This is a genomic window from Bacillus marasmi (assembly GCF_902168435.1).
GTDB lineage: Bacteria > Bacillota > Bacilli > Bacillales > Cytobacillaceae > Bacillus_BU > Bacillus_BU marasmi.
Window position 1 is genome coordinate 186,018 of the sequence record NZ_LR656171.1, and the last position, 12,890, is coordinate 198,907.

The 12,890-nt window shown below is 39.3% G+C and carries 16 protein-coding genes; 1 reads left to right on the forward strand and 15 read right to left on the reverse strand.

The window, feature by feature from the left end; genetic code table 11:
* Nucleotides 1-46 precede the first annotated feature (46 nt).
* The 12 genes from FXW34_RS12610 to FXW34_RS12665 all read right to left on the reverse strand — a co-directional run bounded on the left by FXW34_RS12610 (nucleotide 47) and on the right by FXW34_RS12665 (nucleotide 9,091).
* Nucleotides 47-322 carry a BMC domain-containing protein gene (locus FXW34_RS12610; RefSeq protein ID WP_147534357.1) on the reverse strand — a complete coding sequence of 92 codons (276 nt, stop codon included), beginning with the start codon at nucleotides 320-322 and terminating at the stop codon, nucleotides 47-49.
* Nucleotides 297-605 carry a EutN/CcmL family microcompartment protein gene (locus FXW34_RS12615; protein WP_147534358.1) on the reverse strand — a complete coding sequence of 103 codons (309 nt, stop codon included), beginning with the start codon at nucleotides 603-605 and terminating at the stop codon, nucleotides 297-299. The genes FXW34_RS12610 and FXW34_RS12615 overlap by 26 nt, the downstream gene beginning before the upstream one ends.
* Nucleotides 606-617: 12 nt before the next feature.
* Nucleotides 618-1,481 carry a phosphate propanoyltransferase gene (pduL, locus tag FXW34_RS12620; RefSeq protein WP_147534359.1) on the reverse strand — a complete coding sequence of 288 codons (864 nt, stop codon included), beginning with the start codon at nucleotides 1,479-1,481 and terminating at the stop codon, nucleotides 618-620.
* A gap of 46 nt (nucleotides 1,482-1,527) precedes the next feature.
* Nucleotides 1,528-1,854, reverse strand: a complete 327-nt coding sequence (locus tag FXW34_RS12625; protein WP_147534360.1) for a BMC domain-containing protein — start codon at nucleotides 1,852-1,854, stop codon at nucleotides 1,528-1,530.
* Between the two features lie 73 nt (nucleotides 1,855-1,927).
* A complete protein-coding gene (locus FXW34_RS12630; protein ID WP_147534361.1) occupies nucleotides 1,928-3,451 on the reverse strand; it encodes an aldehyde dehydrogenase family protein in 1,524 nt (507 codons plus the stop codon).
* 35 nt (nucleotides 3,452-3,486) lie between these two features.
* The gene (locus FXW34_RS12635; protein WP_147534362.1) at nucleotides 3,487-3,783 is read right to left on the reverse strand and encodes a BMC domain-containing protein; all 297 of its coding nucleotides are present in this window, start codon (nucleotides 3,781-3,783) and stop codon (nucleotides 3,487-3,489) included.
* 82 nt (nucleotides 3,784-3,865) lie between these two features.
* The gene (locus tag FXW34_RS12640) at nucleotides 3,866-4,156 is read right to left on the reverse strand and encodes a BMC domain-containing protein (protein WP_147534363.1); all 291 of its coding nucleotides are present in this window, start codon (nucleotides 4,154-4,156) and stop codon (nucleotides 3,866-3,868) included.
* A gap of 33 nt (nucleotides 4,157-4,189) precedes the next feature.
* The gene (locus FXW34_RS12645) at nucleotides 4,190-4,531 is read right to left on the reverse strand and encodes a hypothetical protein (protein WP_147534364.1); all 342 of its coding nucleotides are present in this window, start codon (nucleotides 4,529-4,531) and stop codon (nucleotides 4,190-4,192) included.
* Nucleotides 4,532-4,535: 4 nt separating this feature from the next.
* Nucleotides 4,536-5,282: an HAD family hydrolase gene (locus tag FXW34_RS12650; protein WP_187118941.1), complete on the reverse strand. Its 747-nt coding sequence runs from the start codon at nucleotides 5,280-5,282 to the stop codon at nucleotides 4,536-4,538.
* Between the two features lie 13 nt (nucleotides 5,283-5,295).
* A complete protein-coding gene (gene eat, locus FXW34_RS12655) occupies nucleotides 5,296-6,678 on the reverse strand; it encodes an ethanolamine permease (protein ID WP_147534366.1) in 1,383 nt (460 codons plus the stop codon).
* 102 nt (nucleotides 6,679-6,780) lie between these two features.
* Nucleotides 6,781-7,797, reverse strand: a complete 1,017-nt coding sequence (locus FXW34_RS12660; protein WP_147534367.1) for a phosphotransferase enzyme family protein — start codon at nucleotides 7,795-7,797, stop codon at nucleotides 6,781-6,783.
* A 31-nt stretch (nucleotides 7,798-7,828) separates the two neighbouring features.
* Complete coding sequence (locus FXW34_RS12665) at nucleotides 7,829-9,091, reverse strand: class-III pyridoxal-phosphate-dependent aminotransferase (RefSeq protein WP_147534368.1); 1,263 nt, start codon at nucleotides 9,089-9,091, stop codon at nucleotides 7,829-7,831.
* Nucleotides 9,092-9,306: 215 nt separating this feature from the next.
* Between FXW34_RS12665 and FXW34_RS12670 the strand changes: the two genes are divergently transcribed.
* Complete coding sequence (locus tag FXW34_RS12670) at nucleotides 9,307-10,128, forward strand: helix-turn-helix domain-containing protein (protein ID WP_246141024.1); 822 nt, start codon at nucleotides 9,307-9,309, stop codon at nucleotides 10,126-10,128.
* Between the two features lie 127 nt (nucleotides 10,129-10,255).
* Here FXW34_RS12670 and FXW34_RS12675 read toward each other — a convergent pair whose 3' ends face one another.
* The 3 genes from FXW34_RS12675 to FXW34_RS12685 all read right to left on the reverse strand — a co-directional run bounded on the left by FXW34_RS12675 (nucleotide 10,256) and on the right by FXW34_RS12685 (nucleotide 12,878).
* Entirely contained in the window at nucleotides 10,256-11,200 is a 945-nt protein-coding gene (locus FXW34_RS12675) for a CPBP family intramembrane glutamic endopeptidase (RefSeq protein WP_187118942.1), read from the reverse strand.
* A 224-nt stretch (nucleotides 11,201-11,424) separates the two neighbouring features.
* Nucleotides 11,425-11,601, reverse strand: coding sequence for a YppF family protein (gene yppF, locus FXW34_RS12680; RefSeq protein ID WP_147534370.1), 177 nt, complete (start codon nucleotides 11,599-11,601; stop codon nucleotides 11,425-11,427).
* A gap of 170 nt (nucleotides 11,602-11,771) precedes the next feature.
* Complete coding sequence (locus FXW34_RS12685) at nucleotides 11,772-12,878, reverse strand: D-TA family PLP-dependent enzyme (protein ID WP_147534371.1); 1,107 nt, start codon at nucleotides 12,876-12,878, stop codon at nucleotides 11,772-11,774.
* Nucleotides 12,879-12,890: the final 12 nt, after the last annotated feature.

Consider the following 12,890-nt stretch of genomic DNA (forward strand, 5'->3'; position numbering starts at 1 on the left):
TTCTCCTCCTTTCACCTTTTAATGAGATAAGTATTTCAAAAGTCTATTATTTCGTCTTGTTCATTATTCCGTAAATTTCGCTATCCACTCTTGGTATGACATGTGCTGATCGCAGGCCTCCAACTCTATATGCAGCCTCTTTGCCCGCTTCAACAGCCGCTTGTACGGCACCAACATCTCCTTCTACCAATACGGATACAAGCGCCCCGTCGATTTTTTCCTGATTTACGATTCTCACATTTGCTGCTTTTAGCATTGCATCCGCTGCTTCAATCGATGCTACTAAGCCAAATGTTTCAATCATCCCGATTGCTTTCGCCATTTACGACACCTTCTCTTTTACGAATTTCTGTAGAATCGACAATTCCGATAACAGCAGCATCAAGAGGTGAAATACAGTCAGGCATAATTGCCCGTGCTGAACTGCCTTCTGTATAAATGATTTGATCCCCCATGCCAGCCCCAATGCGATCTGCCGCTATGATTGGCGAATGAATAAAGGATCCATCAGGGTGAATCGGCTGCACGACCAATAATTTCAACCCAGTCATACCTTCCTCTTTCCTTGTTGCCCAAACATTGCCAATGATTATCCCTAATTTCATCGTTCACCCACCTTACGCTTCGATTATTTCAATCTTTATACCTGAATTGCGAGCTGTTTCTCTTGCCAACGGGGTAACAATGGTAGATTTTTGAATAGCAATGGCTTTTCCTGAATGTTTTTGAACGTCATGTTCTGACAGTACCTTCCCTCCAAAAACAGGAAGCTTCTTATTATCATTAACCGATTCGATGATTGGGGAATGGATTGGATTTTGCTTATGCATCCTATTAACTATTAATCTGCCAAGCTGTCCGGTTTGTATCCAGCCAGCATTTGCTTCATCTGTGTCGATATGCATTTCGGTAATATAGGAGGATGAAACCCGAACGAGAACTCGCTCAAAAGTAATTGGTCGAATCGTATCCACTCCGACTGAAACGTAATCTCCATCACTCACTCCGAATGCTTTCGCATCAGAAGGATTTGTATGAATATGCGGTTGTGCAATAATCAAACCCTCCTGTAAATATAGACTTCCTTTTGTTCCGATTATCGTGACTGGGCTAGACCCAACGAGATTTCCAGACTGCCGAATTGGAGGATTACAACCAAGCTTTATCGCATCTGTCAAACTCACTTCCACTTGTGTTTGTCCCCTTGCTGGACCGAGAATTCGAACTCGTTCAATCGCCCCCCTCGGGCCCGCAATGGTAACAGTTTCCTCAGCAGCAAACTGATTGGGTTGAGATAGATATTTTTTTACCGTTAATTGATAATTTTCTCCAAACAGTTGGGACACATGTTGCTCTGAAAGATGGACATGACGGGCTGATACTGCAATCGGAACTTCATTTACTCGCATGCCTGCATTATTTTTTTCCTTAACCTGCTGAACAACCTGTTCAATAATCGTTTGTAGAAAAGGGTGATCCAATTGTTCCTCACCTCACTTTAAACGTAATTAGGAAAAATAATTGACTCTATTTCACATCTGGAATATGTGGTACTGATTGTTGTTGTGCTTCTTGAATTTGCGGTAGGATAGCTTCAAGCTCATTATGCGGGCGTGGAATCACATGAACACTTAGGATTTCTCCAACCCGAGCTGCTGCAGATGCCCCAGCATCGGTTGCAGCTTTTACTGCACCAACATCCCCCCGCACTAAAACCGTCACGATTCCCCCACCGACATGTACTTTCCCAACTAAGTGCACACTCGCAGCTTTAACCATTGCGTCCGCAGCTTCAATCGAAGCTACCAAACCTTTTGTTTCAATCATTCCAAGTGCCGTCATCTCTCTAGCCATATTCCAATTCCTCCTCATTAATATCTTTATTTTCCGAATGATTGTTATCCTTCATAACAAGGAACAAGGATCGTTACCCTTTATTGATTTGTTTTAAAATTTGCTCGACGATTTGAGCAACATCAGCAACATCATACTGACTGTTAGAGCCAACTTTTCGTAAAACATCCTCAGCTACTTGATTTGCCTCTGGAGAATATCTAACTTGCGCTTCTTTTGCTCCACCCCTTGGGATTGTGACCTCTTTAATCCCATAAGCCATTCTTTTAATATTGATTAAATGGCGCGCCGACAGATTATCAGATGTGATATTTCCACCAAAAGAACCACAGCCTAGTGTGAACGAAGGATCGAAGCTAGTCGTTCCTCCAACTGCACCCATTGTCGAGAGAGTGTTGACTAGAATTCTAGACACAGGAAGGTCTAAAGAAAATTCTCTGGCCACTTCGTCATTTTCTGTGTGAATTGAAAGACTATGACCTCTCCCACCTAAATCAAGCAATCGTCCGCAAATTTCCTTGGCATGTGTTGTGTTTCTGGCCTGATACAAAGCAAAAATTGGCGAGAGCTTTTCCAACGAGAAAGGGACGTGCTTGCCGATTTCAGTTTCTTCTGCCACAAATAATCGAACACTCTCGTCAATTGTGATTCCAGCAAGCGCTGCAATTTTAGCAGGACTTTTTCCAACAATTTCAGGATTTACCTTTCCTGGGCTTGTAGAAATCACTTTTTCCATGCGTTTCTTTTCCTCTTGATTTAAGAAGTAAGCCCCGTTTTGCTTTAATTCACGAATTACAATGGAAGCAATTTCTTCATCTACAACAATTGCCTGTTCAGTTGCACAGATCGTACCGTAATCAAATGTTTTACTGTCAACAATCTTTGCAACGGCTTGTGCTAGTTTTGCTGTTTTCTCAATATAAACCGGAACATTCCCTGGACCGACCCCGTATGCAGGTTTTCCAGAACTATAAGCCGCTTTAACAAGCCCGCCCCCACCTGTTGCAAGAATTAAATTGACGTCCTTATCCTTCATGAGCGCTTGAGTTGCTTCCATAGACGCATGGGAGAGCCAACCAATTAACCCTTCCGGTGCACCTGCTTCAAGTGCGGCCTGCTCACAAACTTTTAACGCCTCAATCGTACAATTCACCGCATATGGATGTGGACTAACAACAATTACATTACGTGTTTTCAGCGAAATTAATGTTTTGAAAAAAGCCGTCGAAGTTGGATTCGTCGTTGGAATAATCGCTGCGATAACTCCGAACGGTACAGCAATTTCCAGCATCCGATTGGCTCGGTCCTCATGAATAACGCCTACCGTTTTTTCATTTTTAATGGATTCATAGACTGCCTTAGAGCCGACTTCGTTTTTCATTGTTTTATGTTCAACAACACCCATGCCTGTTTCTTGAACAGCGAGAGCTGCTAGCCGGTATGATTGTGCATAGGCGGCTTCTGCAACCGCTTTAACAATCCTATCAACCTGCTCCTGTGAATATGACATATATTGAAGCTGGGCCTGTTTCGCCTTGCGAACAGCCTCACGCATTTCCTGTAGGGCAACTAAGTCTTGATCGACAATAGTAACCATCCTAGCACCACCTTAGTAAAGAGCTGAAAATATGTTTATAAGGAAACCCATCGGGTATTTTTCTCTTTTTGATAAAATAAATCAGTATCCTCGTTAGGATTTGCCAGCAAACCTGCAGTATATAGTGCACCCTCTGCTCTGGCGATTTCTTTTCCAACATCAATCGCCATTCTTACTGAGCTCAAACTTCCGCCTATAAGCAGGGTGACAAGCGCAACATCTCTTGTCTCATGTTTGATGATGAAGACTTCAGCCTCCTTCAACATGGCATCAGCTGCCTTAATCGAAATTGCAACACCATTCGTTTCAATTAAGCCAATCGCATCATACACTTTCTGTCCCTCATCTCAATATGGGCGAGATGAAGGTTTACAATCTAGTTCTCAACCTTCATCAAGCTTCGCCCAAACAATCTTATTTTTCTAAACTTGGTAAAATAATATCTAACTCATTATGCGGACGAGGGATCACATGATTTGATAATAACTGGCCAACACGTTCCGCTGCTGAGGTCCCTGATTCCACTGCTGCCTTCACAGCACCTACATCACCTGTGACTAAAACCGTGACAATCCCGCCTCCAACATGCACCTTGCCAATTAAATTAACATTTGCCGCCTTTACCATCGCATCTGATGCTTCAAGCGCAGCCACAAGCCCCTTTGTTTCAATCATTCCTAAAGCACCATCTATGACTCTAGTCATCTATACTACCTCCTCATAAACTGTTAACTTCGATTAATAATGAGTGGAATAGAACTTGACCTGTTGTTCTCTTTGTATACTACTCTCCGAAGATTTCTTTCGAATCTTGGATGCGACAACCTCCCACTGCTGTAATTCCTCTTGATTGAGTGATTGAGTAATAAAGTGCCGGTTCACTGAATGCCCCTTGTTCGTATCACCCATTTTCTGGGAAATAATCCCCCACTCCCTAATCTCCTCATCCGAAAGTGCCCGCTGTTGAACTTTGTCAGTCCACTTTTGTTGATGATGTTGCTTCTCGGGAGTATAATCTGAATGCTCCTCAAGCTTTTGTAGCACTAATTTCGTAATTTCTTCAATCATCATTGCATTCATATTTTCAGTTTTCCCCCCCATTCATCAAATCTAGGTAATCCCGAATAATATAATCAGCATTCCGCAAATAATCCGTATCGACTTGTTTGTTAGGGACAATGCCTACTTTTAAGTTCATCCCAGCATTTACACCTAGAAGCATATCGGCATTTGTATCTCCAATTATCATCATTTCTTCAGGTGCTAACTCGTAGCGTTCACTCGCTAAATAGACTAGATCAGGGAACGGTTTTCCATTTTGAACTTGGTCGCTGCCGATAATAAAATCAAAATATTCAGATATATTGACGTAGTCTAATTGCTTTACTGCATTTCTCGTATCATCAGCCGTCAAAACGCCCATTCTCACACCATTTTGTTTTAATTTTTCTAATAACAACCTTACATTTGGCAGCAACCTGAGATTGACTGATTGGGTTAGTCTATCGTTTGCATAATCCATACTTTTTTTTGCATTTACAACCGCTAGGTCCCATGGAACACCATGCTCGTATAATTTGAGGGCAACGATGATTTGTGATTCATAAATACTACCAATCGCCAGAGGTCCCGTCGGATCGACCTCCATGTCCTCTACTCCCACCCCAAAGGCTAGCTTTATTTCATTAAGATTTACTCGATAGGATGGTAAATGCTCACCCAAATATTGATAAATATCCATCAACCAAGGAATCCATAGTGAAGGTAAATCTAGTAATGTCCCATCTTTATCAAAAATAACAGTTTTGATTTCTTTTCCATATAATTCCAATCCCGCTATCTCCTTATCCATTAATGCCCGCTGTTTCCTCGATTTCAATTTGTTTTTGCGAGAATCGTTCTTCTGGAGCATCAGTGTTAATATTGTGTCTTGCCCAGACAAAATAGTAGACTACTGCTGCGCCAAACGTTGCCAAACAGATAAAGAAGAAGGTTATGTTTGCAAAGAAGCTAGCAAATAATGCGACGACAGCAAGAATGAGTGAAACAATTGGGGCCACAGGGTACAATGGTGTTTTATAAGGTCTTGCAAGATTTGGTTCCTTTTTGCGTAAAATTAAAACAGAAAGGTTCATCGTAATATAAGAAACTAAAGCTCCAAAAGTAGAAATTAGAATTAAGTCATCCGGATTAAATAGGTTGACTAACACAAACCCGATGACTCCAGGGATAATGATCGCAGCAACTGGTGTTTTACGAGTTTTGTGTAACTTTGATAGAAAACTAGGTAAATATCCTGCTCTTGATAAAGCAAATACTTGACGAGAATAGGCTAAAATAACCCCGGAGAAGCTGGCAATTAATCCTACAAGTCCAATAGTTGCTAATACTTGGGCAAGCCAATAAGTTTCGCCAAACACGGCTGCTACCGCCATAGGAAGTGGATCAGATGCTGTGCTCATCATTTCAATTCCACCTAGACCAATCGCAACGGTTGTCGTTAATACCGAAATAATAACCAAAGTAGTAATCCCTGATAGTATTCCTTTTGGCATATCCTTTTTGGGATCACGACATTCCTCTGATAACATCGGTAGCATTTCAATCGCTAAGAACAGCCACATGGCAAATGGTAACGATGCCCATATCCCAGTGAATCCACCAGGAATTAATGAAGTCTCACCATCCCCAAATAATCTGCTTGTATCCACTTGCGGCAGTCCAACAAAATACATTAGCACCAATAATCCTAAAGCAATGACAACTAATACCGTTTCAAGCGTTGCATATTCTTTTACCCCAATGATATGAATCACCATGAAGAAAATGTACATAAACGCTGCAGCTAAAACTGGACTAATTGATGGAAATAAAAAGTTAATATAAGCGCCAATCCCAATAACGACGACTGGAGCGGCAATCATATACTGTAAAATAACCCCTATTCCGGTAATAAACCCGACAAATGGTCCCATAGCCCGTCTCGCAAAAGAATACGGACCTCCTGCATAAGGCAAAGCAGTCGATAATTCCGAAATTCCAAATGTCATGAATGTGTACATAATCGCCATGAAACCAACAGCAATCAACATCCCGACATATCCAGATTCAGCTAATCCAAAGTTCCAACCGAAATAGTTACCTGAGATTACAATCCCGACCCCAATCGCCCAAAGATGTAGTGGTGTTAATGCCTTTTTTAATTCTTGGTTTTGATTGTCCTTCATACACATCCTCCTTAAGTTTCAGTAATACAAATATTGTAGATTTGTATTGATTACTTTTGCTATTGGACTTAGGATCGACTGACTTCGCACGAATGGTATCGCTTACAATCTATATTTTTCTAAATAACGAATGGCTAGCTCGTCGGTTTGTTCAGTATATCTACTTCCCAGTTGTTGACTAGTCGGATTGTCATGACTTCCAATCCATGAAATCAGCATTAATCTTCTCATCATGATAAAGGTTGGAATCTCTGCCTCTTCTTGTTTCGATAGTGGTCGAACTTTTCGGTATCCTTCAACCCAAGCGTCAATGAGTTCTGGCACATACGGCTGATGTTCAATGAAGCTTAAGGATGAAGCTAAATCAAATAAATACCAGCTAAATCCACAGTCATCAAAATCAATCACCTTAATCTTCTTATCCTCAACTATTAAATTTGGGAGGCGAAGATCGGCATGTATTAAACCGAATTTTTCATTTGATGTGCCATATTGATCTAACCGCTGTTTGATGACCTCTGTCACTTGTTGAAACATTTCTATTCTTTCAGGCGTCATGCCCTTCCCATCTTGCCATCTCCCCCAGGTCGGGTTACTGCCTAATATGGTTTCAAATGTCCAAGTGTGGCGTTTGACATTTTGTGGCGGATTCCAATTGATGCTATGTTCGTGAAGATGTGCGGTAATTTCCCCAAGGATTTCAAATTGCTCAATTAGCTCTTGTTCGTTTTCTTCACTTGGTGATTCCCCTGGTAAAAACGAGAATAACGTACAATAATATGGAGGCTCATTTTCATGTAGGATTATTTCTTGGACGTCCTCCCCGTTGACCCCTGGGAAAGGGAGAGAAACAATGATTGGACTATCTAGATTGATTGATTTTAACCACAATAATTCGCTTTGGATTTCTTCCTTTGTGTGATAACCAGGCCGATTGACTCTTAAAATATATTTCTCATTGTTGACGAAATCTCGTACTAAATAAGTAGCGTTCTCAGAGTAATTCAGCAGTTCAACATGCGCCTTTGTTAATGACGGGTAAAATTGAAGTGATTGATTGGCAACCTCTTGAAAGATATTTAATACATTTGAATACGATTGTTCATTCGTAACCCCCATCTCTTTTCTCCCCCTTTTTCTAGTAAAGTGATCAGTAGCCTAATTTTCTTGCAGCTTGCTTAATTCCTAATTCACAACGTTCTAGTAATTCATCACAATAGTTCTTATCGCATAGAATGCCTGGCTTGAATTGTAAAACTCGATTATCCAGCATTGAGTAAATGGCCCATACACCATTTTCATAGAGTGAACTCATCACATGTTTGGCACCTTCTGGATGATCAAATTCAAGTCCCATCACCACGCCTAGTTGGCGAATTCCAACAAAGAATTCTGGATAACGCTGTTTGATTTTTTCCAATTCGTATCCCAGGTAGCGGGAAACAAAATTCACATTTTGAACAACTTCCTCACGCTGTGAAATTTCCAACACCTTCATCGCAACAAGACATCCTAATTCAGAGCCACCGAATGTTGAAATATGAGCCATACCATCCTCGTTCATCCATTGCCCTGCTTTTTTGCTAACAATTGTAGCGGCAATTGGATATATTCCTCCGCTAAATCCTTTTGAGGTAACTAAAATATCAGGCTCTACCCCATAATGTTCAATCCCCCATAATTTCCCCGTTCGCATGAGGCCTGTCTGCACTTCATCGGCAACGTAAAGCGTTCCATATTTTTCACATAATTTCTTTACTCCTGCAAGATAACCTGGTTCAGGAAGCGGGAAACCGTATGTCGCCGGGATCGTTTCAATAATGACACAGGCAACATCTTCATTCCTTAATGCAGCTTCCATTGCTTGTAAGTCATTGAATGGTACATGGATAAACTCAGAAGGACTTCCTTCACTTAAGAATGGTTTCGAATAACGCTCATTCCCAAGAGATACCGCTAACCCAGTATGGCCATGGTAACCATTAATAATGGAGACAAATTTCTTTCGTTTCGTGGCGTACCTTGAACACTTTAATGCAACATCAATCGCTTCACTTCCACCACAGGATAAAATCGAATAATGTAAACTATCAGGCGTACACTCTGCTAACACTTTGGCTAGTTGTGCCCGGTTAATCGATGGAAAATGGTGATTACCGATATCGAAATCTTCTAAAGCCTGCTTCAAGGTTGATATGATTTCAGGATTTCGATGACCCAGGTTGTAGGTTCCTCCATTAAGATGAACGTCCATCAATTTTTTGCCTTTCATATCATAAAAGTAGTAACCTTCCCGTTTCCCAATTACTAGATCCACTCCGTCAGCTTGCCATTGTTTTGTTTTTCCGGGATTCCACCATTCAATAGATTGCTTGAGAACTTGTTCTTTTGATATTTCTTTAGTCTGATTCATTCTGAACTCCCTCCTGTTACGAAAGACAATTTCTTATCTTGCTAGGCTTAATATAACATTGTATTTTTTAAAATTATTGTAAAAATCGGAACATTCAGAATAAATACTTTAATTTTTCGTAAATAATTTGTATAATTTTTGTAAACTAGTAATTTCGAGAATTTAGGTTTTCGAAATGAAATTACACGTGGTAAATAATCGAGGGGGTATGATGCTTGAATATCTTTAGTCCATTAAATGCCGTTACTTATTTCCCTGCTCAGCCAGAAATCGAGAGAAATTCTGATTATTATTTGGAAAAAAAGCCTAATAGTTATTTGTGTAGACAAAGTATTGCGGTGTTTTATCAGTTTAAAGTAAAACAAAATCATGCTCAGTTCATTTCCATAATCCCTGATGGAGCTTTTGATTTGTTGTTTTGTTGTGACCCAAACAGTCCTGAAGGATATTTGTGGACAAACCCGTTCAAACGACGAGTTCAGGATGGCTTTCGCGAGGATTGTGAGTATTTCGGAGTTCGCTTTTACCCAGAGCAGCAACTTTTTTCTTTTCATTATCATATGAAAGAACTGCTAGATCAGAAAATTCCCCTTACAGATGTCTTTCAGGTTGACCCTTCATTTGTTGTGCAAATCGGAGAGACTCAATCTTTCCAGGAAAGAATACATATATTTGAAAAATATATGGAAAAAATCCAATCTGAAAAATCTTCCTCCCAGCTTATCGTCGAGTATTCAGTTCAAAAAATTTACTCTACTAAAGGGCAGATTAAAATGGATACATTATCGAAAGATATTGGCTATACTGACCGTTATATTAGAAAAAAATTCGAGGAACAAATCGGATTTTCCCCAAAACAATTTAGTCTCATTGTCAGATTCCAAAATGCTTTAAACATCATCTTAAAAAACCATAACTATGACTTATCAGAAATTATTTTCGATCAAGGCTACCATGATCAATCCCATTTTATCCGCTCCTTCAAGCAATTTACTAACCTATCACCAGAACGCTTTAAAGAAATTTTTTATAACTAGATTAAGAGCACTTTTTTATGGCCAACCTTACCAATCAAATTTACGATTGCAATGATTCTCAATCGATAAACACAAAATGTAATGGAGCGAATTTACGACAAAAAAAAGTCCTGCAAATGATTAATCATCAGCAGGACTCTTCATTATTATTGGTTACACTTTGAAGGCTCTTAGAATTATAAAATGCTGTTCCCTTGTATTTCTTCAAAGATATATACAGAAAAATCCCAAGTGAAACAGCAGTCCACATCAAGGTCGTTAAAGGATCAATATCTTTCACAACGAATAAAGATGGGATATTTCCCATAACAGAGTCGTCCATTGTCAGAAACCAGCCAAGCAACATGTTATTAGCCGCATGAGCACCAATCGATAATTCAATACTGTTTGTTTTCGCGCTTATATAACACCATACGAATCCAGTTAATAAGTAATCCGCCCCTACTAGGATAGGAGAATACTTCATTTCTGGATTTTCAAAATGGAGCGAGCCGAAAATAGCACCAGCAATCAATGATAATATAATAGGATTCCGAACCCACTTTCCAATCAGTTGCATCAAATAACCCCTGAAAAAAACTTCCTCACACGTTGTTTGGATGGGAGTTAAGATTAGCACAAGGACAAACAACATTAGAAAATCTGAAAAATGAATACTGTTTAATGAATAGTCCCCAGGGTTTAGTAAAGCATCGATGAATAACGTCATGCTGAGTATAAGAAAAAAGGTGATAAACCCAAAGCTGATTTTCTTCCAATCTATCTTTCGATTGGGCGTAATTAGCGTAATAAATTTACGCTTATGGATGAAACGAATTGCAATATAGACGCCTAATAACCAAAAGACAAACACCGAATTCATGAGGGTAAAGTTAACCAATGGATTGAGTCCCACAAAATCTACTATCTCATCATCGTAATAACTATTTGGATTACAATCTGATTGAACCAGCATTTCTCCAATGATTGCATATGGAATACCTGCGATAAAAATAAAGAAGATGATGACAATAAACGATGAAACATATTGTTTCCAACTATTCTTGCCTTCTTGCATATTAAGAAAATTCATATCAATTAAACTCCGTATCTTAATAGTTTCGTAGTTACATCTACACATTTTTACATTTATAGATAAAAAAGTCAATGTTTCCCAGGTGTAACAAGACAAGCTAAAACAGAAGATTCCTCCCGTTATTTCGCAAATCTTTCAATAAAAGCAAAAAACCGCACAAGTGAATTTCACCGTGCGGTTTAGATTACTATTAACATTATATTATATTATATTATATTATATTATGCTGTTAACTCTGAGGACCGTTTGTCTAATTCACTGAAAAGCTTTTTATATTCGACAATACATAATTCACCGTGCAAATAACCTTTTTTAATATAATTATGCAATTCAGTAACATGTAATGGATTCCGTTGTTTCTCTGAAATAAAGCGTTGAATTAAATTTTCTAATGTCATATAAATCAGCTCCTCTTCTTAATCCTATACGTTTTTTACTGCTAACTGAATTATAGCACGTGATTTATATCACACCGAGTTTTTTGATAATTCAAACTTACGACGATTTTCTACAATAATGTCGATTTTTACCTACACTCGATTTCTAATGATTTTTATGGCGTTTTCCCCTACTGCAGTTTTCCACGGCATTCGACCGGTAGTGCTTCGATAACTTCACTTTCTGAAATTAAAAACGCATTTTCATATAAATTACAAACTGGACAAATATGGTTTGGAATAATTTCCACTTTATCGCCAATATTCACCTGATTTCGGAATTCTTCATTATAAATGATAGCATGTTCGTCGAATACACCATGGATATAGGTATCGGAAAATCCCTTAATGCGTCCGAAGCCCTTTGTTGTTGTATGACCCTTGCTTCTTGATTGTGCCGTAATCCCTTTTGCCCCCACATCAGTAATGACCCGTTCATTAGTCGGCTTGCTAATGACAGTTGTTAGAACAGACGCAGCACAGTTGTCATATGTACCGATCACATTTGCTTGTGAAGCGTCCATGAAAATATAGGTACCTGGTCTGATTTCAGTTACACCGCTTGGTATTTTAAACTTCAGCATAAACGGTGGCGTCGAACCGATGCTAACCACTTCTGGATTTAGCCCCATTTCTTCTGCTAGTTTTGCAAAATGCAAGGTTCGGTTTACACTTTCTAGATAAAGCGCTTTGCACTCCTCTACGTTTTCTGCCTTATAGGAATGGCCATCATGGGAAAAAACCCCTTTAAACTCTACATTTTTACAAGCCTTCACAGCTTCTAATAATGTGATATAATCGCTTTCCTCAATAATTCCGGAGCGTTGTTCTCCCACTTCGATCTCCACGAGTACCTGGGCTTTTTTTGACGCTCCCTCAAACACTTCTTCGATTTGATTCAGCTGAAAGGTATGATCAATTCCAAATGAGATGTCAATGGTTTCAGCTAATGTTTTAATTCGTTCAAGCTTTGATTTGCCAACAATCTCATTGGCAATAAAGATATTTTTCAATCCATTTTCAGCCATGACTTCTGCTTCGCCCACTTTCGCTACCGTAATTCCAATCGCACCAAGATCCTCTTGTAATCTAGCCAGCTTTGGCATTTTATGTGTTTTGGTATGCGGACGCAACTGCACATTATGTATATCAGCATAATTTTGCATAGAACGAAGATTTTCCATCATGATGTCTCTATCAATCAAAAGCGCCGGTGTATCCAACTCAAAATATTTCATTTAATTGGTCTC